The sequence below is a fragment of the Providencia alcalifaciens genome, from assembly GCF_020271745.1.
Lineage (GTDB): Bacteria > Pseudomonadota > Gammaproteobacteria > Enterobacterales > Enterobacteriaceae > Providencia > Providencia alcalifaciens_B.
The window spans coordinates 1,128,520-1,152,487 of sequence record NZ_CP084296.1; the positions used below are offsets into that span (position 1 = coordinate 1,128,520).

Annotated in this window: 19 protein-coding genes, 3 tRNA genes and 3 rRNA genes; 7 read left to right on the forward strand and 18 right to left on the reverse strand. The window is 43.7% G+C overall.

Features of this window, described 5'->3' with window-relative positions; translation table 11 throughout:
* The first annotated feature begins 104 nt into the window (after positions 1-104).
* On the forward strand, positions 105-1,001 hold the full coding sequence (gene ilvY / locus LDO51_RS05135; protein WP_225576607.1) for an HTH-type transcriptional activator IlvY: 897 nt from the start codon (positions 105-107) through the stop codon (positions 999-1,001).
* Here ilvY and ilvA read toward each other — a convergent pair.
* From ilvA to ilvL, 6 genes are all read right to left on the reverse strand, one after another.
* Positions 993-2,567, reverse strand: coding sequence for a threonine ammonia-lyase, biosynthetic (gene ilvA, locus LDO51_RS05140; RefSeq protein WP_225576608.1), 1,575 nt, complete (start codon positions 2,565-2,567; stop codon positions 993-995). The genes ilvY and ilvA overlap by 9 nt on opposite strands.
* A 2-nt stretch (positions 2,568-2,569) precedes the next feature.
* Entirely contained in the window at positions 2,570-4,420 is a 1,851-nt protein-coding gene (gene ilvD / locus LDO51_RS05145; protein WP_154628884.1) for a dihydroxy-acid dehydratase, read from the reverse strand.
* Positions 4,421-4,481: 61 nt separating this feature from the next.
* Complete coding sequence (locus LDO51_RS05150) at positions 4,482-5,411, reverse strand: branched-chain amino acid transaminase (protein WP_006658220.1); 930 nt, start codon at positions 5,409-5,411, stop codon at positions 4,482-4,484.
* Between the two features lie 12 nt (positions 5,412-5,423).
* Positions 5,424-5,693, reverse strand: coding sequence for an acetolactate synthase 2 small subunit (ilvM, locus tag LDO51_RS05155; protein ID WP_036948778.1), 270 nt, complete (start codon positions 5,691-5,693; stop codon positions 5,424-5,426).
* Positions 5,690-7,336 carry an acetolactate synthase 2 catalytic subunit gene (ilvG, locus tag LDO51_RS05160; protein ID WP_225576609.1) on the reverse strand — a complete coding sequence of 549 codons (1,647 nt, stop codon included), beginning with the start codon at positions 7,334-7,336 and terminating at the stop codon, positions 5,690-5,692. Before ilvG ends, ilvM begins: the two co-directional genes overlap by 4 nt.
* Before the next feature lie 130 nt (positions 7,337-7,466).
* On the reverse strand, positions 7,467-7,565 hold the full coding sequence (gene ilvL / locus LDO51_RS05165) for an ilv operon leader peptide (protein WP_225576610.1): 99 nt from the start codon (positions 7,563-7,565) through the stop codon (positions 7,467-7,469).
* 481 nt (positions 7,566-8,046) lie between these two features.
* Between ilvL and LDO51_RS05170 the strand changes: the two genes are divergently transcribed.
* Complete coding sequence (locus tag LDO51_RS05170) at positions 8,047-9,573, forward strand: YifB family Mg chelatase-like AAA ATPase (RefSeq protein ID WP_225576611.1); 1,527 nt, start codon at positions 8,047-8,049, stop codon at positions 9,571-9,573.
* A gap of 97 nt (positions 9,574-9,670) precedes the next feature.
* Here LDO51_RS05170 and LDO51_RS05175 read toward each other — a convergent pair whose 3' ends face one another.
* Positions 9,671-10,009, reverse strand: coding sequence for a DUF413 domain-containing protein (locus tag LDO51_RS05175; RefSeq protein ID WP_036948772.1), 339 nt, complete (start codon positions 10,007-10,009; stop codon positions 9,671-9,673).
* Between the two features lie 111 nt (positions 10,010-10,120).
* Here LDO51_RS05175 and hdfR point away from each other — a divergent pair, with 111 nt between their 5' ends.
* Positions 10,121-10,951 (forward strand): HTH-type transcriptional regulator HdfR, encoded by an 831-nt coding sequence (gene hdfR / locus LDO51_RS05180; RefSeq protein ID WP_225577223.1) that lies wholly within the window; start codon positions 10,121-10,123, stop codon positions 10,949-10,951.
* A 286-nt stretch (positions 10,952-11,237) separates the two neighbouring features.
* Here the strand turns inward: hdfR and LDO51_RS05185 are convergent.
* The 6 genes from LDO51_RS05185 to LDO51_RS05210 all read right to left on the reverse strand — a co-directional run bounded on the left by LDO51_RS05185 (position 11,238) and on the right by LDO51_RS05210 (position 16,535).
* Positions 11,238-11,313: transfer RNA gene (locus LDO51_RS05185), tRNA-Trp, on the reverse strand.
* Positions 11,314-11,321: 8 nt separating this feature from the next.
* Positions 11,322-11,398, reverse strand: a tRNA-Asp gene (locus LDO51_RS05190).
* Between the two features lie 56 nt (positions 11,399-11,454).
* Positions 11,455-11,570: ribosomal RNA gene (gene rrf / locus LDO51_RS05195) — 5S ribosomal RNA — on the reverse strand.
* Between the two features lie 130 nt (positions 11,571-11,700).
* A 23S ribosomal RNA gene (locus LDO51_RS05200) occupies positions 11,701-14,606 on the reverse strand.
* A gap of 227 nt (positions 14,607-14,833) precedes the next feature.
* Positions 14,834-14,909 (reverse strand) — tRNA-Glu (locus LDO51_RS05205).
* A gap of 85 nt (positions 14,910-14,994) precedes the next feature.
* Positions 14,995-16,535, reverse strand: a 16S ribosomal RNA gene (locus tag LDO51_RS05210).
* The 16S, 23S and 5S rRNA genes sit together here with 3 tRNA genes alongside, the layout of an rRNA operon.
* Positions 16,536-17,107: 572 nt before the next feature.
* On the opposite strand from LDO51_RS05210, the gene LDO51_RS05215 reads away from it, so the two are divergent.
* A complete protein-coding gene (locus LDO51_RS05215; protein WP_225576612.1) occupies positions 17,108-17,653 on the forward strand; it encodes a gamma carbonic anhydrase family protein in 546 nt (181 codons plus the stop codon).
* Here the strand turns inward: LDO51_RS05215 and LDO51_RS05220 are convergent.
* Genes LDO51_RS05220 through dprA form a run of 5 tightly spaced genes read right to left on the reverse strand, consistent with a single transcriptional unit; the run spans position 17,629 to position 20,944 of the window.
* On the reverse strand, positions 17,629-17,889 hold the full coding sequence (locus tag LDO51_RS05220) for a DUF1488 domain-containing protein (protein ID WP_225576613.1): 261 nt from the start codon (positions 17,887-17,889) through the stop codon (positions 17,629-17,631). The genes LDO51_RS05215 and LDO51_RS05220 overlap by 25 nt on opposite strands.
* A complete protein-coding gene (gene aroE, locus LDO51_RS05225; protein WP_225576614.1) occupies positions 17,889-18,704 on the reverse strand; it encodes a shikimate dehydrogenase in 816 nt (271 codons plus the stop codon). Before aroE ends, LDO51_RS05220 begins: the two co-directional genes overlap by 1 nt.
* 6 nt (positions 18,705-18,710) lie before the next feature.
* Positions 18,711-19,280 (reverse strand): L-threonylcarbamoyladenylate synthase type 1 TsaC, encoded by a 570-nt coding sequence (tsaC, locus tag LDO51_RS05230; RefSeq protein ID WP_225576615.1) that lies wholly within the window; start codon positions 19,278-19,280, stop codon positions 18,711-18,713.
* 9 nt (positions 19,281-19,289) lie between these two features.
* A complete protein-coding gene (locus LDO51_RS05235; protein ID WP_225576616.1) occupies positions 19,290-19,832 on the reverse strand; it encodes a DNA topoisomerase family protein in 543 nt (180 codons plus the stop codon).
* 32 nt (positions 19,833-19,864) lie between these two features.
* Positions 19,865-20,944: a DNA-processing protein DprA gene (gene dprA / locus LDO51_RS05240; RefSeq protein ID WP_225576617.1), complete on the reverse strand. Its 1,080-nt coding sequence runs from the start codon at positions 20,942-20,944 to the stop codon at positions 19,865-19,867.
* A gap of 132 nt (positions 20,945-21,076) precedes the next feature.
* On the opposite strand from dprA, the gene def reads away from it, so the two are divergent.
* The 3 genes from def to rsmB all read left to right on the forward strand — a co-directional run bounded on the left by def (position 21,077) and on the right by rsmB (position 23,951).
* Entirely contained in the window at positions 21,077-21,598 is a 522-nt protein-coding gene (gene def / locus LDO51_RS05245; RefSeq protein WP_225576618.1) for a peptide deformylase, read from the forward strand.
* 44 nt (positions 21,599-21,642) lie between these two features.
* A complete protein-coding gene (gene fmt, locus LDO51_RS05250; protein WP_225576619.1) occupies positions 21,643-22,590 on the forward strand; it encodes a methionyl-tRNA formyltransferase in 948 nt (315 codons plus the stop codon).
* A gap of 74 nt (positions 22,591-22,664) precedes the next feature.
* A complete protein-coding gene (gene rsmB, locus LDO51_RS05255; RefSeq protein WP_225576620.1) occupies positions 22,665-23,951 on the forward strand; it encodes a 16S rRNA (cytosine(967)-C(5))-methyltransferase RsmB in 1,287 nt (428 codons plus the stop codon).
* The last annotated feature ends 17 nt before the right edge of the window (positions 23,952-23,968 follow it).

Genomic DNA, 23,968 nt, shown 5'->3' on the forward strand with positions numbered 1-23,968 from the left:
TATAGATTTACTATATGCGATGATTAACATTGCTTAAATTGATATATTAACAATATAATGTTGCAATATTTGCAACGCTAATCAAGTCATCATTAGAGGGCAAGATGGATATTCGTGATCTACAACTGTTTTTGCACTTAGCAGAAAGCTGCCACTTTGGTCGCACATCAAAAGCTATGCATGTCAGCCCATCCACACTATCAAGACAAATTCAGCGTTTAGAAGATCAATTGGGTCATCCTCTGTTCATTCGTGATAACCGCTCGGTGAAACTGACCCAAGCAGGTGAGCATCTCAAGCAATTTGCTCAGCAAACACTGTTGCAATATCAGCAGCTAAAACATGCTCTCAACCAGCAAAGTCCATCATTAAGCGGTGAATTGCGCCTATTTTGTTCAGTTACCGCCGCTTATAGCCATTTACCTCAAGTGCTTGATAAATTTCGTGCATTGCACCCACTGGTTGAAATAAAACTCACCACGGGCGATGCCGCAGATGCCGTTGAGAAAGTCGAAACCAAAGAGGCAGATTTAGGCATCGCAGGTAAACCTGAAAAATTACCAGATAACGTACGATTCGCTAAAATTGGGGAAATTCCCTTAGTACTGATTGCCCCATCACTGCCTTGCTCAGTACGAAGTATGGTAACTGAAGAAGAGCCTGATTGGTCTACAGTGCCTTTCATTCTTCCTGAACATGGGCCTTCTCGTAAACGTATTGAGTTATGGTTTAAGCGACATCACATCCATAACCCCGTAATTTACGCGACTGTTTCGGGTCATGAAGCCATTGTGTCTATGGTGGCATTGGGCTGCGGTATCGCATTGATACCGAGTGTTGTCGTCGATAATAGCCCCGAGCCTGTTCGTAGCCGTGTATCTCAACTCGATAATATTTCGATGGTAGAACCGTTTGAACTTGGCGTTTGCCTTCTCAGCAAACGCCTGAGTGAACCATTAATTAAAGCATTTTGGGAGTTGCTCCCAGAACACTCAATCTAATGTTTTTCTGCTATCTTGAGGTGCTAAGAAGAAACGGAAGGATGGATTCCCTGTTTCATCATGATACTCATATCCTAGCGCATCAAGGTGGCGGTCAAAGCGTACTTCTGGACCAGAAAGCTCAAAGGCCGCCAGCACACGCCCATAATCCGTTCCGTGGCTACGATAATGAAATAGCGTGATATTCCAGTGAGTTCCAAGTGTTTCTAGGAACTTCAATAACGCCCCCGGAGATTCAGGAAATTCAAAGCTATACAGTTTTTCATCCAATGGCTTCGATGGGCGCCCACCAATCATATAGCGCACATGCAGCTTTGCCATTTCATCATCCGATAAATCAGCCACCTCATAGCCATTATTTTGTAGCTCTTGAATAATGCCATGACGCTCTTGCTCGCCGCCATTTAAGCGGACTCCCACAAAAATGCAGGCACGTTCTGGGTCTGCATCCGTATAACGATAATTAAATTCGGTGACTGAACGGTTACCAAGCAGCTGGCAGAATCGTAAAAAACTGCCTTTCTGTTCAGGAATAGTCACCGCAAGCAGCGCTTCCCGTTGTTCACCTAATTCACAACGCTCTGATACATAACGCAAACCATGGAAGTTCATGTTTGCGCCTGACAGGATATGTGCCAGCCTTTCACCTTTAATATTATGTTGCTGAACATATTTTTTCAGCCCCGCCAGCGCTAATGCCCCCGACGGTTCTGCAATCGCTCTCACATCCTCAAAAATATCCTTCAGTGCCGCACAAATTGCATCGCTATCCACGGTGATCACATCATCGACATACTGCTGACATAGTCGAAAGGTTTCATCGCCAATGCGTTTAACAGCAACACCTTCCGCAAATAAACCAACACGAGGGAGATCAACAGGATGACCAGCCTCTAATGCCGCTTTTAGACAGGCGGCATCTTCAGCTTCTACACCAATAATCTTAATTTCAGGCATCAACTGTTTGATTAATACAGCGACGCCTGCAATCAATCCGCCGCCCCCAACAGGCACAAAAATACGGTCAAGGTGTGCATCCTGCTGAAGGAGTTCTAGTGCAATAGTCGCTTGACCTGCTATCACAGACGGATGATCAAACGGCGGTACAAAGGTATATCCTTCGCGTTTTGCCATCTCAATTGCGTGAGCTTTGGCTTCATCAAAATTTGCGCCGTATAAAATGGCCTCTCCACCAAAGCTACGAACAGCATCTACTTTGATATCTGCGGTTGCCACTGGCATAACAATCTTGGATTTAATACCTACTCGATTAGCCGATAACGCAACACCCTGCGCATGATTTCCCGCTGATGCTGTAACAACACCTTTGGCTTTTTGCTCTTCGGTCAAACCCGCAATCATGGCGTAAGCACCACGTAATTTAAAACTGTGAACTGGCTGCCTATCTTCACGTTTGACTAAAATCGTATTACCCAGACGTGAAGAGAGCTTGCTCATTTCTTGAAGCGGCGTGACTTGTGCCGCTTCATAAACTGGCGCACTAAGCGCCGCCTTGAGATAATCGGCACCTGTCGGTGCCGCAGGTAATGGTTTTGCGGCTGCCACAATTAGCCTCCTAATTTAGACTTATCGCGTACAGCACCTTTATCCGCACTTGTCGCCAAAGAAGCATAAGCACGTAAAGCGAAAGAAACCTCACGCTGACGATTACGCGGAGTATAGGCTTTATCTCCACGCGCTAACTCCGCTTCACGACGTTTTGCTAACTCACTGTCGTTAACATCTAGGGACATGGTACGTTTGGGAATATTGATATCGATAATATCCCCATCTTGTACCAGCGCCAGTAATCCGCCACTTGCCGCTTCAGGAGAGATATGCCCGATTGATAAACCTGAACTTCCACCGGAAAAACGCCCATCGGTGATAAGTGCACAATCTTTGCCTAATCCCATCGATTTCAGATAGGACGTTGGGTACAGCATTTCTTGCATGCCCGGCCCACCTTTAGGGCCCTCATAGCGAATAACAACAACATCGCCCGCAACAACCTTACCGCCTAGAATTGCCTCTACCGCATCATCTTGGCTTTCAAACACTTTTGCAGGCCCACGGAAAGTTAAGCTACCTTCATCAACCCCTGCCGTTTTCACGATACAACCATCTTCGGCGATGTTTCCAGCAAGTACCGCCAAACCACCGTCCAAGCTATAAGCATGCTCAAGATTGCGGATACAACCATTTTCACGGTCAGTATCTAGCGATGGCCAACGGCAATTTTGAGAAAACGCTTGAGTGGTACGAATACCCGCAGGTCCCGCTGAGAACATAGACCTTACAGACTCATCATTCGTCAACATAACATCGTACTGAGCCAACGTTTCTGGTAATGAAAGTCCTAAAATATTCTTCACATCTTCCTGCAATAAACCTGCACGGCTCAACTCCCCAAGAATACCAATCACACCACCAGCACGGTGTACATCTTCCATATGATATTTTTGGGTGCTCGGTGCAACTTTACATAAATGAGGGACTTGGCGAGATAAGCGGTCGATATCATCCATGGTGAAATCCACTTCCGCTTCTTGCGCAGCTGCCAGTAAATGCAGAACGGTATTTGTGGAGCCACCCATCGCGATATCTAATGTCATCGCATTTTCAAATGCAGCTTTCGTCGCGATATTACGCGGTAATGCGCTCTCATCATTCTGCTCATAATAACGTTTAGTCAGCTCAACAATTCGCTTACCTGCATTGATAAATAACGTTTTACGGTCAGCGTGAGTCGCAAGTAATGAACCATTTCCTGGCTGAGAAAGACCTAATGCCTCGGTTAAACAGTTCATTGAATTCGCAGTGAACATCCCTGAGCATGACCCACATGTTGGACATGCTGAACGTTCAATTTTTTCACTATCTTCATCACTGACATTTGGATTTGCGCCTTGGATCATCGCATCCACAAGGTCAAGTTTGATGATTTGATCTGAAAGCTTGGTTTTTCCTGCTTCCATTGGTCCGCCGGAAACAAAGATAACTGGGATATTCAGGCGCAAGGACGCCATTAACATACCTGGGGTAATTTTGTCACAGTTGGAGATACATACCATGGCATCTGCGCAGTGCGCATTCACCATATATTCTACCGAGTCTGCTATCAGCTCACGGGAAGGTAAGGAATACAGCATACCGCCATGCCCCATTGCAATCCCATCATCCACTGCAATAGTGTTAAACTCTTTCGCGACGCCGCCTGCTTGTTCGATTTGTTCTGCGACGAGCTTGCCTAAATCACGTAAGTGCACATGACCCGGAACAAACTGAGTAAATGAGTTTACAACAGCAATAATTGGCTTTCCAAAATCATCATCGGTCATACCTGTCGCGCGCCATAATGCTCGCGCACCTGCCATATTACGGCCATGAGTGGTTGTTGCTGAACGGTACTTAGGCATATCTTAACTCCCGAGTTTTAAAGCAGGCGGGGAACGACCGCCTGTAATTTATAGTATTTAATTATTGAGGGTTTACTGGATCTAACCAGCCCCATTTGTCTTCTGTTGTACCGTTGAACAAACCAAAGAATGCTTGCTGAATTTTCTTCGTCACAGGACCACAACGACCGATACCAACTTGGATACCATCGACACTGCGAACTGGAGTGATTTCAGCCGCTGTTCCGGTCATAAAGACTTCATCGGCTAAATACAGAGATTCACGAGACAGCGTTTGTTCACGTACTTCGATCCCCATATCTTTCGCCAATGTCAAAATGGCGTCGCGGGTGATCCCCGGTAACGCTGATGAAGTAAACGGTGGGGTGTACAGAATGCCATCTTTCACTTCAAAGATATTCTCACCTGCGCCTTCAGAAAGATAACCATGAACATCCAGCGCGATACCTTCTTGGTAACCATGACGACGCGCTTCACTACCAACCAGTAATGAAGACAGGTAGTTACCACCTGCTTTTGCACCAGTAGGAATAGTATTTGGTGCAACACGATTCCATGAAGAAACCATTGCATCAATTCCTTGGTCTAATGCCTCTTCCCCTAAATATGCTCCCCAAGGGAATGCGGCTAAAATGACATCCGTACTGTAGCCATCGGGTGGGTTCACGCCCATGCCCACATCACCAATGAAAACTAATGGACGAATATAGGCGCTGACTAAGTTATTTTTACGCAGAGTTGCACGACAAGCTTCCATTAACTCATCGACGCTGTAGCTGACTGGCATACGGTAAATTTTCGCAGAATCATGTAAACGCTGCATGTGTTCACGATGACGGAAAACAACAGGCCCTTTGTGTGAATCATAGCAACGGACACCTTCAAATACGGAAGTACCGTAATGCAGGGCATGAGACATCACATGAACTTTAGCATCTGCCCATGGCGTCATTTCACCGTTAAACCAAATAAAGTCAGCTTTCTTAGTCATTTTATCTATTCCTTACATTGCACTTTGTGTGCGTAATAGTCGTGATTCTTGTTGTTTTATTTCAACTTCAGTGATGTCAGCCAACTTTGTTAATTGTGCACATAACTGTGCCAACGGTCTCTGGCTGCTGACAGTCAGTTCGATACTTACATTATCACTATCTGATAATTGATCCACATTCATAGAACTAATCCGAAATCCACGATGGCGAGTTACTCGCAAAATACGCTCTAAAACCTCGGGGCGGAAACGGGCTAATATCGAGAGTTGATGCTGCATCATAACGGTTTCTCCATCATTTTTTCGTTACTAGCCCCTGGTGGAACCAATGGCCAGACATTTTCTAATTCATTAATTGATACCTGTAATAAAAATGCGCCCTCACTTGTCAGTAGCTCATCGAGTGCTGCGTTCACTTCTGATTTACATGTAATACGGCGACCTTGAATGCCAAAAGCGTTCGCTAATGCAACAAAGTCTGGGTTGTCAGTCAAAATGGTTTCACTGTAGCGTTGCTCAAAAAACAGCTCTTGCCATTGACGAACCATTCCTAATCGTTGGTTATCTAACAATAAAATCTTAACGGGTAATTGCTTACGTTTGATGGTTCCCAGCTCTTGTACATTCATCATGAAAGAGCCATCGCCAGATACACAAACAACAGTATCTTCAGGGCGAGCGACTTGAGCTCCCACCGCTGCGGGGATCCCAAAACCCATCGTTCCTAACCCGCTTGATGTTAAAAAATTCTCAGGCCCATCAACAACAATATGTTGAGCAGACCACATTTGGTGCTGACCAACATCTGTTGTAACAACGGTATTAGGTTTCATTTTGTCTGACAGTTGTTTCAGCAATAATGGGGCGTAGATTGGTTCACCTGGGTGGTCATAACGCCAACCAAACTCCTGCTTGAGCTGTTGAACTTCTTCCTGCCAACTCGTGATATTTTTTGTCACCATCAATTGAGGCAATAACGCTTTTGCATCACCCAATAGGGCGACATGGGTTTGGCGTAATTTATCCAATTCAACCTGATCGATATCGATATGAATCACTTTCGCATTCGGAGCAAAAGTGTTTAATTTACCTGTTACCCTATCGTCAAAACGTGCACCAACCGCGATGAGTAAATCACAACGTTGCACTGAAATATTGGCAGCTTTCGTACCGTGCATTCCCAACATGCCTAGATAGTTTTGATCTGCTGGATGTACGGCTCCTAAACCTTTCAAGGTGACAACTGACGGGATCTTTGTCTGTTCTATAAAAGCTCTCAATTCAGTTACCGCCCCTGACATCCCGACTCCACCACCAATGTACAACATCGGTTTTTCTGACTGCTCCAACAGTGTTCTTGCTTGCTGAATTGCATCCTCAGAAGTCGTATCTTGTTGCTCTACAGGCATGAGATAGGGTGATAAATCTGCGTGTTGCAGCTGAATATCTTTCGGAATATCAATCAGTACTGGTCCGGGACGCCCACTATTTGCGATTGCGAAAGCTTCAGCGAGAATACGAGGTAAATCCTCGATGGATTCCACCAAAAAACTATGTTTCGTACAGGCCAAAGATAACCCTAAAACATCAATTTCCTGAAAGGCATCGGTACCAATAAACTCTGATGCTACCTGCCCTGTAATCGCAACAACAGGGACAGAATCGAGTAGTGCGTCAGCCAGGCCCGTAATCACGTTTGTTGCTCCAGGACCAGAAGTTGCAATGCAAACACCTGTTTTACCTGTCGAGCGAGCATAACCGATGGCGGCGATAACTGCGCCTTGCTCATGGCGACACAGCAAATGCTCCACTCCACCATCATACAAAGCGTCATAAACAGGCATGATAGCGCCACCTGGATACCCAAAAACAGTATCAACGCCTTGTGTCCTTAATGCTTGAACTAACCACTGTGCTCCGTTCATGTTTATCACCTATCTACCTTTTTATTTACTTGTATTTATTATGTTTTTATTATCTTTGTTGGTTTGCATAAATTTCATATCAAAAAAAACCCCGCGCCTTTCGGTGCGGGGTTCTCGTAAGATTTAGCTATTATTTCAGCCATCGTCGTCCAAGTGCAGCCCCGCACGGTGGGATAATAATCACCACCACGCTAATAATTAGGCTAATCACTTGGATGAATTTGTTCATGTGTTTAATCTTTTCAACTTTAATCGTTATCCTTATTAAAGAGTTATCATTTTAAAATTACTTTGACAACTCTTATTTATTTTTTTAATGATTAAGTTTTTTATCTCATTTAAATTCAATGAATTACAAAATATTCAGACTAAACAACTATTAATAAAGCAAAAGCCTAGCGATTAGCAACAATATTTATCTATGATTTAGCTCAATTATCTACCTCTGATTTAGCGAAATACATGCCATCAAGCTTACCCAAAAAATTAACCTCACTTAACCAATTTGCTGTTGAAACTATTGTTATTCAAAAAATAAAATGAATGTAACTAGCCAAATTAAAGGCTTCAAAGCGCATCGAGAAAAAATAAAACACCCATGCAATTAAACAATTTAATTATCGAGTTGCTTCGCAAATATCAAAATTACAATAGAAAAATACGTCTGAATCACAACAGAATATTATGCTGGTCAATCAAAGAGGTGATTTATGACGTTAGCTATTGTTTACACTCGAGCATCTATTGGATTAGACGCTCCGCTTGTGACTGTTGAAGCACATATTAGTAATGGACTACCGGGGTTAACCTTAGTTGGGTTACCAGAAACTGCAGTTAAAGAAGCGCGAGATAGAGTACGGAGTGCTATGGTTAATAGCGGCTTTGAATATCCCGTAAAAAAGATGACGGTAAACTTAGCGCCGGCAGATTTACCTAAAGAAAGTGGTCGTTATGATTTAGCGATTGCGATTGCAATACTTGCAGCATCCGGACAAATTCCTGATCAGTTATTAGAACGCCATGAGTTTCTTGGTGAATTAGCGCTCTCTGGCGATATACGTTATGTCAACGGCGGGATCCCTGCCGCTCAAGCAGCAATAAGTCAAAACAGGCAATTAATTCTATCGAAAGATAATCAATATCAACTCAGTTTATTAGCTGATAGCAGCGTCAGTTTTGCAACATCCTTATTGGAACTTTGTCATTACTTGCATCAAAAAAGCACACTATCGAGTAATCAACAAGTTGTTCAGCATACTTATCCTTCTGACCATGAAAACGATATTTGTGACATCATAGGACAAGAGCAAGGAAAGCGAGCATTAGAAATTAGCGCAGCAGGTGGGCACAATTTATTACTGCTAGGTCCTCCCGGTACAGGCAAAACTATGTTAGCCCACCGGTTGATAACTTTACTACCGCCCTTAACGCCTCAAGAAGCACTGGAAGTCACAGCATTACATAGCCTTAGCCAAACCATGGAAATCCTAGATAAGTGGCCTACACGACCATTTAGATGCCCTCACCACAATACATCAATGACCGCTTTGATTGGCGGTGGTTCATTACCTAAGCCAGGAGAGATATCCCTCGCCCATAACGGTATATTGTTTCTAGATGAGTTACCTGAATTCACACGCTCTGTATTAGACTCTTTACGAGAACCGCTGGAATCTCACCAAATTATCATTTCAAGAGCAAAAGCTAAGGTATGTTTCCCTGCTAACTTCCAATTAATCGCAGCCCTTAACCCTAGCCCTACAGGGCATTACCAAGGAGAAATGAATAGATCCTCTCCAGCAAAAGTACTACGATACTTATCACGCGTTTCAGGGCCATTCTTAGACAGATTCGATCTTTCTATTGAGATCCCACTACTCCCTCTAGGTACTTTAAGCCAGCAAACACACCAAGGCGAAACGAGCAAGCAAATTCGCTTACGAATTATTGAAGCAAGAAACCAACAAATTAATCGAGCTGGTAAAATTAATAGTCAACTAACAGCAAGTGAAACAACAAAAATCTGCCAGTTGACTGCTGAAGATGCACTATTCTTAGAGAATGCACTTAATAAGCTAGGGCTATCTATCCGTGCTTGGCACAGAATTCTTAGAGTTTCTCGAACAATTGCAGATCTTAGCTATTCTCCGAATATACAACGGGAGCATTTACTAGAAGCGCTGGGGTATCGGGCAATGGATAAGTTATTGCTTCATTTGCAAAAACAAGTAAGCTGAGGGAATTAAGACAAAAATTAATGATTAGACATAAACAACAAAAGGGACCTAAGTCCCTATTTGTTTTAATGCTTATACTATTTTAATACTAATGAAATTAATCATCCGTATCGGTATAGTCTTCCGATGGATCTATCTGTGGCTTGCCACCTGATAGTGTATGGAAGCGCTTCGGACGATTAATTCTGCTAGAATATTTCACCCATACCTTTTCTTCAAGGGTTGTAGGTTCGCGCTCTCCACGGCAAACAGCGACGAATAACTTTTCTTCTTCTGTTTGCGCTGCGCGTTTTCCTGTATCAAGCTCATTGAAAGCTTGGCCATGACGTTCTAGCAACTGAGCTTCTTTGATGGTGAAATCACCATGACGAGAAAAGCCACGTGGGTAATGTTTATTATCAAAAAAACGATTAGTCGTGATGAAGCTATCTGCCATCTGACACACTCCTAACTGATTACGGTCAACTCTATATGGCGCGGAGTATTAGACAGCATTGACAATCTGTAAAACAAAACATTTGAATCATCACGACAAAAATTATTGGAGATACGTGTGGACAGCGAGTTATTAAGAACTTTTTTAGAAGTCAGTAGAACCAGGCACTTCGGCAGAGCCGCAGAATCTCTCTACTTAACCCAGTCTGCCGTTAGCTTTCGTATCAGACAGTTAGAAACACAATTAGGTACAAGCCTATTCACACGACACCGTAATAATATTCGTTTAACTGCTGCAGGAGAGCGTTTAGTTCCCTATGCTGAATCTCTAATGAATACATGGCTTCAAGCCAAAAAAGAGATCTCACACGCATCCCAGCATACAGAACTGTCTATCGGAGCAACTTCATCATTATGGGAAAGTTATCTCACAAGTTGGTTGGAAGTTCTATATAACCAACATGATGAGCTACGATTAGAAGCCCGCGTATCCACACGTCAATCACTCGTAAAGCAGTTACATTCTAGAGAATTAGACTTACTGATAGCGATCGAACCACCAAAAATGGATGAATTTGAAAGTACCATCATTGGTTCTATTCAACTTCAATTAATGGCATCTCAAAAGAATATAGCTCTTACTCAGTATAATTTTATCAAGCTAGAATGGGGGGCTGATTTTCATCCCAAGAATGAACCAACGCTACTTCAAGATGATTCCCCTGTAATGATTACGACATCCGCAGAAATTACGCGTCAATTGTTGCCTGTATCGCTTTCAGCGGCATTTTTACCAACACATTGGATCCAACATTATCCAACGTTAAAAACACTCTCAAATAACGTTATTACTAAGCCTTTATATGCAATTTGGCTGAAAAAAAATGATCAGCAAGTCCTAATTAATCAACTTATTAAAACACCAATACCAAATACACAATAAACATTAGAGAATTCAAAAAAAAGGGCGAACTATCGCCCTTTTTTATTGTAAAAAATTATCACTTAGATGGAATATTTAAAGGTAGATAGGTAGATAGGTAGATAGGTAGATAGGTAGATAGGTAGATAGGTAGATAGGTAGATAGGTAGATAGGTAGATAGGTAGATAGGATAAATGCTAGGAAATTTCACAGTTAGGAAAAAATAGAGGGATACAAAAAGAAAAACCCGATTAATATAATCGGGTTATCAATAGATACTTCTTTTATTATTACTTAATTGGTAACTGGCAGGGGCGGAGAGACTCGAACTCCCAACACCCGGTTTTGGAGACCGGTGCTCTACCAATTGAACTACGCCCCTAAATTAAGTGGCGGAACGGACGGGACTCGAACCCGCGACCCCCTGCGTGACAGGCAGGTATTCTAACCAACTGAACTACCGCTCCACTTATTCTTTTTGCCTTTCGGCAACTTATCGCTTTGCAATAAGTTTTAATTTAATGTCTGGCAGTTCCCTACTCTCACATGGGGAGACCCCACACTACCATCGGCGCTACGGCGTTTCACTACTGAGTTCGGCATGGGGTCAGGTGGGACCACCGCGCTATTGCCGCCAGACAAATTCTGTTTATTCCCGTTTAAGTCTTTTCTTAAACCAGAATATCAATCCTGAACAAGCTGTGTGTCTACCTTGTGGCTTCCACTTTATTGAATCAACTCAATCTCTCTAAAACACCTTCGGTGTTGTCAGGTTAAGCCTCACGGTTCATTAGTATTGGTTAGCTCAACGTATCGCTACGCTTACACACCCAACCTATCAACGTCTTAGTCTTAAACGTTCCTTTAGGACCCTTAAAGGGTCAGGGAAGACTCATCTCAAGGCAAGTTTCCCGCTTAGATGCTTTCAGCGGTTATCTCTTCCGCACTTAGCTACCGGGCAATGCCATTGGCATGACAACCCGAACACCAGTGGTGCGTCCACTCCGGTCCTCTCGTACTAGGAGCAGCCCCTTTCAATCTTCCAACGCCCACGGCAGATAGGGACCGAACTGTCTCACGACGTTCTAAACCCAGCTCGCGTACCACTTTAAACGGCGAACAGCCGTACCCTTGGGACCTACTTCAGCCCCAGGATGTGATGAGCCGACATCGAGGTGCCAAACACCGCCGTCGATATGAACTCTTGGGCGGTATCAGCCTGTTATCCCCGGAGTACCTTTTATCCGTTGAGCGATGGCCCTTCCATACAGAACCACCGGATCACTAAGACCTACTTTCGTACCTGCTCGAGCCGTCACTCTCGCAGTCAAGCTGGCTTATGCCTTTGCACTAACCGCATGATGTCCGACCATGCTTAGCCAACCTTCGTGCTCCTCCGTTACTCTTTGGGAGGAGACCGCCCCAGTCAAACTACCCACCAGACACTGTCCGCACCCCAGATAATGGGGCAACGTTAGAACATCAAACATTAAAGGGTGGTATTTCAAGGTTGGCTCCACGCAGACTGGCGTCCACGCTTCAAAGCCTCCCACCTATCCTACACATCAAGGCTCAATGTTCAGTGTCAAGCTATAGTAAAGGTTCACGGGGTCTTTCCGTCTTGCCGCGGGTACACTGCATCTTCACAGCGAGTTCAATTTCACTGAGTCTCGGGTGGAGACAGCCTGGCCATCATTACGCCATTCGTGCAGGTCGGAACTTACCCGACAAGGAATTTCGCTACCTTAGGACCGTTATAGTTACGGCCGCCGTTTACTGGGGCTTCGATCAAGAGCTTCTCCTTACGGATAACCCCATCAATTAACCTTCCAGCACCGGGCAGGCGTCACACCGTATACGTCCACTTTCGTGTTTGCACAGTGCTGTGTTTTTAATAAACAGTTGCAGCCAGCTGGTATCTGCGACTGGCTTCAGCTCCATGGGTAAACCACTTCACCTAATGCCAGCGTGCCTTCTCCCGAAGTTACGGCACCATTTTGCCTAGTTCCTTCACCCGAGTTCTCTCAAGCGCCTGAGTATTCTCTACCTGACCACCTGTGTCGGTTTGGGGTACGATTAATGATAATCTAGAGCTTAGAGGCTTTTCCTGGAAGCGGGGTATAAGCTACTTCGCCACCGTAGTGACTCGTCATCAGACCTCAGCATATAGTGAACCGGATTTGCCTAATTCACCTGCCTACATCCTTAAACCGGGACAACCGTCGCCCGGCCAGCCTAACCTTCTCCGTCCCCCCATCGCAATTATCACCAGTACGGGAATATTAACCCGTTTCCCATCGACTACGCATTTCTGCCTCGCCTTAGGGGTCGACTCACCCTGCCCCGATTAACGTTGGACAGGAACCCTTGGTCTTCCGGCGTGCGGGTTTTTCACCCGCATTATCGTTACTTATGTCAGCATTCGCACTTCTGATACCTCCAGCATGCCTCACAGCACACCTTCACAGGCTTACAGAACGCTCCCCTACCCAACAATATTTACATATCGCTGCCGCAGCTTCGGTGCATAGTTTAGCCCCGTTACATCTTCCGCGCAGGCCGACTCGACCAGTGAGCTATTACGCTTTCTTTAAATGATGGCTGCTTCTAAGCCAACATCCTGGCTGTCTGAGCCTTCCCACTTCGTTTCCCACTTAACTATGACTTTGGGACCTTAGCTGGCGGTCTGGGTTGTTTCCCTCTTCACGACGAACGTTAGCACCCGCCGTGTGTCTCCCGTGATAACATTCTTCGGTATTCGTAGTTTGCATCGAGTTGGTAAGTCGGGATGACCCCCTAGTCGAAACAGTGCTCTACCCCCGAAGATGAGTTCACGAGGCGCTACCTAAATAGCTTTCGGGGAGAACCAGCTATCTCCCGGTTTGATTGGCCTTTCACCCCCAGCCACAAGTCATCCGCTAATTTTTCAACATTAGTCGGTTCGGTCCTCCAGTTAGTGTTACCCAACCTTCAACCTGCCCATGGCTAGATCACCGGGTTTCGGGTCTATACCCTGCAACTTATTCGCCCAGTTAAGACTCGGTTTCCCTACGGCTCCCCTATACGGTTAACCTTGCTACAGAATATAAGTCGCTGACCCATTATACAAAAGGTACGCAGTCACACCACAAGGGTGCTCCCACTGCTTGTACGTACACGGTTTCAGGTTCTATTTCACTCCCCTCGCCGGGGTTCTTTTCGCCTTTCCCTCACGGTACTGGTTCACTATCGGTCAATCAGGAGTATTTAGCCTTGGAGGATGGTCCCCCCATATTCAGACAGGATAACACGTGTCCCGCCCTACTCGTCGAGTTCACAACACTAACACCTTCGGATACGGGGCTATCACCCTTTACTGCCGGCCTTTCCAGACCGTTCTCCTGATGCTAATGCTGATTAAGACTCTGGGCTGCTCCCCGTTCGCTCGCCGCTACTAGGGGAATCTCGGTTGATTTCTTTTCCTCGAGGTACTGAGATGTTTCAGTTCCCTCGGTTCGCCTCGTTTGACTATGTATTCATCAAACGATAGTGCAACGAATTGCACTGGGTTTCCCCATTCGGAAATCGTCGGTTGTAACGGTTCATATCACCTTACCGACGCTTATCGCAGATTAGCACGTCCTTCATCGCCTCTGATTGCCTAGGCATCCACCGTGTACGCTTAGTCGCTTAACCTCACAACCCGAAGGTGTCTTTTATCAACTGACCCGACGGCCAATTGAACACTTTCAAGTTGAGATTTTTGAGAGACTCTCACATTGTTTAAGCGATAAACAATGTGCGTTGTTTTCAATTTTCAGCTTGTTCCAGATTGTTAAAGAGCATAATTGTTAAACCAACTACAACGTAATTGGCTTAATCATTATTTGTGGGGAACGTCTTTCACTCATTCTCCGCGCAATTGGCGTCCCCTAGGGGATTCGAACCCCTGTTACCGCCGTGAAAGGGCGGTGTCCTAGGCCTCTAGACGAAGGGGACACTACAGTCAGCTTCGCAGACGCGCTTTTTGCTCTACTTTCTATCAGACAATCTGTGTGAGCACTTCACAAGTACACTTCAATGGTAAGGAGGTGATCCAACCGCAGGTTCCCCTACGGTTACCTTGTTACGACTTCACCCCAGTCATGAATCACAAAGTGGTAAGCGCCCTCCCGAAGGTTAAGCTACCTACTTCTTTTGCAACCCACTCCCATGGTGTGACGGGCGGTGTGTACAAGGCCCGGGAACGTATTCACCGTAGCATTCTGATCTACGATTACTAGCGATTCCGACTTCATGGAGTCGAGTTGCAGACTCCAATCCGGACTACGACGTACTTTATGAGTTCCGCTTGCTCTCGCGAGGTCGCTTCTCTTTGTATACGCCATTGTAGCACGTGTGTAGCCCTACTCGTAAGGGCCATGATGACTTGACGTCATCCCCACCTTCCTCCGGTTTATCACCGGCAGTCTCCTTTGAGTTCCCACCATCACGTGCTGGCAACAAAGGATAAGGGTTGCGCTCGTTGCGGGACTTAACCCAACATTTCACAACACGAGCTGACGACAGCCATGCAGCACCTGTCTCAGAGTTCCCGAAGGCACTAAAGCATCTCTGCTAAATTCTCTGGATGTCAAGAGTAGGTAAGGTTCTTCGCGTTGCATCGAATTAAACCACATGCTCCACCGCTTGTGCGGGCCCCCGTCAATTCATTTGAGTTTTAACCTTGCGGCCGTACTCCCCAGGCGGTCGATTTAACGCGTTAGCTCCGGAAGCCACTCCTCAAGGGAACAACCTCCAAATCGACATCGTTTACAGCGTGGACTACCAGGGTATCTAATCCTGTTTGCTCCCCACGCTTTCGCACCTGAGCGTCAGTCTTTGTCCAGGGGGCCGCCTTCGCCACCGGTATTCCTCCACATCTCTACGCATTTCACCGCTACACATGGAATTCTACCCCCCTCTACAAGACTCTAGCTGACCAGTCTTAGATGCCATTCCCAGGTTAAGCCCGGGGATTTCACATCTAACTTAATCAACCGCCTGCGTGCGCTTTACGCCCAGTAATTCCGATTAACGCTTGCACCCTCCGTATTACCGCGGCTGCTGGCACGGAGTTAGCCGGTGCTTCTTCTGTTGGTAACGTCAATCGTTGATGATATTAGCATCAACGCCTTCCTCCCAACTGAAAGTACTTTACAACCCTAAGGCCTTCTTCATACACGCGGCATGGCTGCATCAGGCTTGCGCCCATTGTGCAATATTCCCCACTGCTGCCTCCCGTAGGAGTCTGGGCCGTGTCTCAGTCCCAGTGTGGCTGATCATCCTCTCAGACCAGCTAGGGATCGTCGCCTTGGTGAGCCATTACCTCACCAACTAGCTAATCCCATATGGGTTCATCCGATAGCGCAAGGACCGAAGTTCCCCTGCTTTGCTCCTAAGAGATTATGCGGTATTAGCTACCGTTTCCAGTAGTTATCCCCCTCTATCGGGCAGATCCCCATACATTACTCACCCGTCCGCCGCTCGTCAGCGAGAAGCAAGCTTCCCCTGTTACCGCTCGACTTGCATGTGTTAGGCCTGCCGCCAGCGTTCAATCTGAGCCATGATCAAACTCTTCAATTAAAAAGCTTGATGCTCAAAGAATGTTTACTGTCGTTTGATTTCCGAAGAAACCAAATTACCTATTAGTTCATATATATGAATTAACGTGTTAGTCACTCTTCAAGACTTAAAATCAAATATTTTTTTGATAGTGTCCTGTGAGTGCCCACACAGATTGTCTGATAAATTGTTAAAGAGCGGTGCGACTTAATCTTTACGATTATCAACTTTAGGTCGTTGTCGCGAGGTGTCGTATACTACGTTTTTTATTTAGAAAGTCAAGCGATTATTTTCAACTATTTTCTTTCTTCACCTCTGTTATCACGGGGCTTCGAGGTTTTCTTCGAGCCGGTTTGTCGTGACAACGGATGCGCATTATAGGGAGCTCGAAAAATTACACAACCTTTTTTTTAAAAAAAAATATCGTTTGCGGATAATTTCATCATTATGCTTTTTTTACTATCATTATGGTTATAAAAACAGCTGTTTTGTCGTATAATTCTACCCATGCTGCCCCTCTTAATTATTTGATTCTTAATTGAGAGCTTCCTTATAGTTACCTTTATATCCATCTACGTTTTATGGCTACGAATATGAATACATCTTTAAGACCTTATTTAGAAACCTTCCCTTCTGTCGCTGCTACTGTTTTTATTGATCCATCCTCTGTCGTCATTGGAGATGTTCGCTTAGCCGAAGATGTAAGTATCTGGCCACTATCCGTGCTACGTGGTGATGTGAATTATATATCTATAGGTGCACGAACAAATATTCAGGATGGCTCCGTGCTACATGTCACCCATAGGTCCACCAGCAATCCTGATGGAAATCCGTTAATCATTGGGGAAGATGTCACTATTGGACATAAAGTCATGCTACACGGATGCACGATAGGTAATCGGGTTCTTGTCGGTATGGGATCTATCGTGATCGATGGGGCTATTATTGAAGATGATGTTGTGATCGGTGCTAACAGCCTCATCACTCAGGGAAAAAGGTTAGAGTCTGGTTACTTATATATGGGAAGTCCAGCCAAAGCAATTCGAAAACTCACCGAAGCTGAACTTAGTCATTTACGTTATTCAGCTAATAATTATGTTGAGTGGAAAAATAATTATTTATCGTCCAGCAATTCATAGAAGCCATTTTCATTATCGAGTCCTTGTTCAATCAAGGTCTCGAATTCTTCTTCTATATCCCAACGATAATGTTGAAAAAGCGCCAGTGGAGTTTCATTCTGACCATATCGTTTAATAAGTAGAGTTTGTGAAACAATACACTCTGAAAGTAGTCCATTGACTAAAACAGGGAAACGTACCTTATTAATGGCTGAGTCCCACTCTTCCCTATCTGGAAATTGAATCGCCTGATTCATTATTCAAGTTCCTTTTTTAACTCTTTTAATACTGGCTCAATCTCTGGTATCACCCCATGCCAAAGTTTAAAGGCAAATGCCGCTTGCCCAACCAGCATACCTAAGCCATCAGCTAGCTTATTCACTTGATATTGCTTAGCAAATGACAAAAAAGGTGTTAAGCCTCGTTGGTAAAACATGTCATAACATGCGACCTGTTGAGAAAATAGTTCAGGACTGATTTTAGGAATCTCACCGGTCACTCCTGAAGAAGTACCATTAATAATCAGATCAAACTCTGCTGAAATGAGCTGATCCATTGGTCTACTCTGTATTTTCCCAATAGTCGAAAATTGGCGAGCTAACGATTCTGCTTTTATAAAGGTTCGGTTAGTCAACGTAATATCGCAGCCATACTCAAGTAGAGGCAATAAAGCGCCACGAGTTGCGCCACCAGCTCCAATAACCAATATTTTGCTTGAAGGCGAGACAAACCCAAGACGCTGTAGATCAAGCAACAATCCTTCACCATCAGTATTGTCACCCAACAAGCGGTGATTATCGAGCTTTCTAATTGTATTTACAGCACCACAGGTTTGAGCTCTTTCTGTCAACTCTGAGACAAATTGAAAAGCCCTTTCTTTAAACGGTAATGTAATGTTTGCACCCTGCCCGCCTTTTTCGAAGAAATCTGATAAGTAAGCTTCGAAATCTTCTACAGGAGCAAGTATTTTCTGGTATTCAAGATCAATGCCTGTCTGCTTGGCAAACATTTGATGTATTGAAGGTGATTTACTGTGTTGAATCGGATTACCAAAAACTGCAAACATTCCCATTAATCATTATCCTTTACGATATAATTGCCCAGTCATGGCATCCCGAATTTCTGATGGATTTAATCTTCCACCAACTACACCATCAAGAACAGGGATTGTCTCTTTAAACTGCGCAATCACTTCTTCTGTGGTTCGACATGGTTCTAACCCACTCAAATTTGCACTCGTTGACACGATTGGCTTGCCATATTCGCTACAAAGGGCTTTCACTAATTCATGGTTTGTGACACGAACAGCTAAAGTATCAAACTGACCCGTTAGCCATTTTGGAGTCGTGTTTTTCGCAGGGATCACCCAAGTAACAGGCCCTGGCCATGTTGCAAACATCGCTTGGCGCTGTTGCTCATTAAGTTTGCTGTCATCGACATAACTTTTTAGCTGTTCATAATTATCAGCAATCAAAATTAACCCTTTTTCCCAAGGTCGCTGTTTCAATTCAAGTAATTTATTTACTGCAGCTTCACTATCAGGGTCACAGCCTAAGCCAAAAACGGCCTCTGTTGGATATGCGATAACTTGTTGTTGTTTTAGTGCTTCGATTATATTTTTAATTGCAGGTGTAGATTGATTTTGCATAGTTTTAACTCATAGTTCTTCTTGTAACTGACCGCAGCGTTTGCTGGCACAGAACAATCTTACTCCCTGTCCAACCTTTTTTTCCATAAGTAATGGGTATTCACAAGACTGACATTTTCCCACTACAGGCTTATTATTCAGAATAAACTGACAGTTAGGATAGTTATCGCAAGCATAAAAAGTTTTGCCAAAACGGGATTTTCTTTGTAGTAAATTGCCTGTTTGGCATTGAGGGCAAGGAACCTTAGTTTCATCCGGTTTATCGATGAGCTCTGTATGTTCACATTCAGGATAATGGCTACAGCCAATAAACATCCCAAAACGCCCTTGTTTTAATACCAAATCATACCCGCATTTAGGACAGCTTTGACCTTCCAATACTTTGACAACGTGAGTTTCAGCAACTGCTCTTAATGGCTTAATATAATGACATTGAGGGTAACCAGAGCATGCTAAAAAAGGCCCGTGAGCTCCGTTACGAATAACCAGCAAAGAGCTACATTCAGGACAAAATTCATTTTTATCTGTATCAAAAGGCAATTGCTTCGACATGTTTTTGTTTAATCCACTCTTTTCTTCAACGACTAGTTTACTCTGATATACCCACCAGCCACTGATATAATCACGCCATTGATCTCCAATTCAGTTAAGACTGAAACCACTTGAGTGATAGGTAACTGTAATTCAGTAGCAATGATATCTGCAGGGGTCGATTGATATCCTACCATACCTAAAATCCGACTTTCTGTCAGATTTAACTCTGGTTCTACCGAGGTTTCAATCTCTAATTCCGATTGTATCCAATTTGGTGAACATTCTAGATGTAATAATATGTCCTCGGGTTCTACCAGCAGGTATGCTCCTTGCTGTATCAACCAATGATTACCGCTAAATGCTGAGTTACCTAATGGTGCAGGCAGTGTAAATAAATCTCGATTTTGTTCAATTGCATATCGGGCTGTAATCAGCGATCCACTTTTCATACTCGCTTCAATAACCAATACCGCTTTGCTTAGCCCACTAATGATACGGTTTCTTCGAGGAAACTGTTTTGCTAATGGGGGAGTATCAGGCAAATACTCTGAAACTAATACCCCTTCTGACCTAATTCGGTCAGCTAAATCAAAGTGTTGTTTCGGGTAAATATGGGAAAGCCCACTTCCTAATACTGCGACAGTTTTCCCATGGCTTTCTATAGACGTTCTATGGCTAATGCCATCAATACCTAATGCTAAACCGCTAGTTATCACCAAATTATAATCAATAAATTTTCTAACAAATGCTTCAGTCCACTTTTTACCATATTCAGTAACTTGCCGGCTTCCTATAATAGCAATTTGCTTTTCAGATAATAATTCACTTCGTCCCGATACAAAAAGTAATAAAGGTGGGTTATATATCTGCTTTAATAAAAAAGGATATTGCACATCTAAAAATGTAATCAATTGATTTTCTTTGACTTCTAACCATTTCAAAGTTGACTCAATGCGCTTTAAAGAGACATTTAGGAATTGTAATCGCTGCATTTCATTCAACCCACAGGCTTTTAAGACTGTATGATTTACTTTACCCACTTGTTTTAATAGCGATATTATTTTTATCGCTGTTTTTATCCCAACTCGGCTAACTTGCGAAAGTCTTAGCCATATTTCCTGTTCATTCATTTTGTCTTCCTGACAGATAAGTTAGCACGCTTGGAAACGAACAAATCATAACCAATACTGTCAATATGACTGATAAATGTCTAGAATAGGCAGTAATTACCTTTCAAATTTTGGAAACTACTCGAAAAATTTATGTCAGTCTTAAACGTGTTACATTATCCAGACGAGCGCCTTCGCACTATTGCAAAACCAGTTGAAAAAGTTGATGCATCTATCCAGCGTATTATTGATGATATGTTCGATACGATGTATGACGAAGAAGGCATTGGGCTCGCAGCAACGCAAGTGGATATCCACCAGCGCATCATTGTTATTGACGTTTCTGAATCACGTAATGAGCGCCTTGTACTTATCAATCCTGAGCTTCTTAATAAAGAAGGTGAAACAGGTATAGAAGAAGGCTGCCTATCAATCCCTGAACAGCTAGGATTTGTCCCAAGGGCGGAGAAAGTGAAAGTTCGTGCTCTTGATTATAACGGTACATCATTTGAACTTGAAGCTGATGGTCTACTGGCTATCTGTATTCAACATGAAATGGACCATTTAGTTGGAAAACTATTCGTTGATTACTTATCACCGTTGAAGCGCCAACGTATCCGCCAGAAAGTAGAAAAACTTGATAGACTGAGAGCTAAAGAAGCTAAAAATCGTTGATTTGATAATAAGTTAGTCTTTATTACTATAAATGGGAAAGGATCGTGTCAGAACCATTAAGAATTATTTTTGCAGGTACGCCTGATTTCGCTGCTAAACATTTGGCTGCATTGTTAGAAACCAATCATAACGTTGTTGGTGTATTAACTCGTCACGATAAACCCGCAGGTAGAGGCAAAAAGCTAACACCGAGTCCTGTGAAGATCCTTGCGGAAGAACATGGAATACCGGTTTTCCAACCAGTGACTTTACGTGATCCAGACAATCAACAGTGGATCAAAGATCAAAATGCTGATCTGATGATTGTCGTTGCTTATGGTTTGATCCTGCCACAAGCAGTTTTGGATATTCCCCGTTTAGGTTGTTTGAATGTCCATGGTTCATTGTTACCACGCTGGAGAGGTGCCGCTCCAATCCAACGGTCCATTTGGGCAGGTGACCATGAAACTGGTGTCACTATCATGCAGATGGATGCAGGCCTTGATACCGGAGATATGTTATATAAAGCCACTTGCCCGATTACTGCTGAAGATACAAGTGCAACTTTATATGAAAAGCTGGCGATTACAGGACCTAAAGCACTTATTCATACAGTAGATTTACTCTCTTCGGGTCATTGTTCTCCAGAAAAACAAGATGATTCACTTGCCAATTACGCTGAAAAATTATCTAAAGATGAAGCTCGAATTGATTGGCAACTACCTGCTGAACACATTGAACGCTGTATTCGTGCCTTTAACCCTTGGCCAATGAGTTATTTCATGGTTCAAGAGCAATTAATCAAAGTATGGCAAGCGGAAGTCATCGCTCAAGCACATAATAAGCGCCCAGGTACTATCATCAGTGCCGATAAAAAAGGCATCAGTGTTGCAACTGGCAACGGGATATTAAATATTACTCAGCTACAACCACCTGGTAAAAAAGCGATGAGTGCGCAAGATATCCTTAACTCCCGCCGCGAATGGTTCATACCTGAGCAATTGTTAGACTAATATATTGGTAGTATTACCTGAAAATACAGAATCTGGTAATGCTACTTAAATAACTCATAGACTCTCTTTCAATTATGAAAAACAAATATAATTTGCGTAGTATCGCTGCGACCGCCATTAGTCAGGTTTTAGATAACGGACAATCATTAAGTACCGTTTTACCTGATCTACAACGTAATATTAATGATAAAGATAAAGCACTACTGCAAGAGATTTGCTTCGGTGTTTTACGCTATCTACCAAAGCTCGAATGGTTTATTAGCCAGCTTATGGAGAAACCGCTAACAGGCAAGCAAAGAACTTTGCATTACCTCATCATGGTTGGGATCTATCAATTACTTTATACTCGCATCCCTGCACATGCAGCTTTAGCAGAAACCGTGGATGGTGCTGTTGCATTAAAGCGCCCCCAGCTGAAAGGCCTAATAAATGGAGTACTACGATCTTTTCAGCGTCAGCAAGTTCAGTTAGAAGAGCGCAATACAAATAATAATAGCCAATATTTACATCCTAGTTGGTTATTAAAACGCATTCAAACCGCCTATCCTGATAGCTGGAAAAATATCGTTGATGCCAATAACCAACGTCCCCCGATGTGGTTAAGAGTTAATTCTCAGCATCATACTGCCGCGCAATATTTAGAGTTACTCGAACAAGCGGAAATTACAGCACACTTGCACCCATCCCATCCAAGTGCAATTCGCCTAGAAGAAGCGATGCCAGTTACTTGCTTACCTGGTTTTGAAGATGGCTGGTCAACAGTACAAGACGTTTCCGCACAAGGCTGTGCTGAATTACTCTCTCCAGTTAATGGCGAAAATATTCTCGACTTATGTGCAGCACCAGGCGGAAAAACAACACATATCTTAGAACTTGCCCCTAAAGCCCATGTTCTCGCTGTAGACATTGATGAGTCACGACTCAAACGTGTGAAAGAAAACCTGCAAAGATTAAAGCAACAAGCTATTGTTATTCAAGGGGATGGCACGAAACCTGAAGAGTGGGCTAAGGATCAACAATTTGATCGTATTTTGCTTGATGCTCCATGCTCTGCAACGGGAGTTATTAGACGCCATCCTGATATTAAATGGCTAAGACGCGATTCAGATATTCTAGAGTTATCTCAGTTACAGGCTCAAATATTAGAGGCTGTATGGCCATACTTAAAACCTGGCGGCACATTAGTGTATGCCACATGCTCCATCATGCCTGAAGAAAATAGCCAGCAGATTCAACATTTTCTTTCTAAACATACTGATGCAAGTATGAATGATGGTACAGAATTAGGCCTACAAATATTACCAAGCGCAACTGGGGGTGATGGTTTCTTTTACGCCCGCTTACTCAAGCAAGTACAGTAATATTTAACAAAGACTCT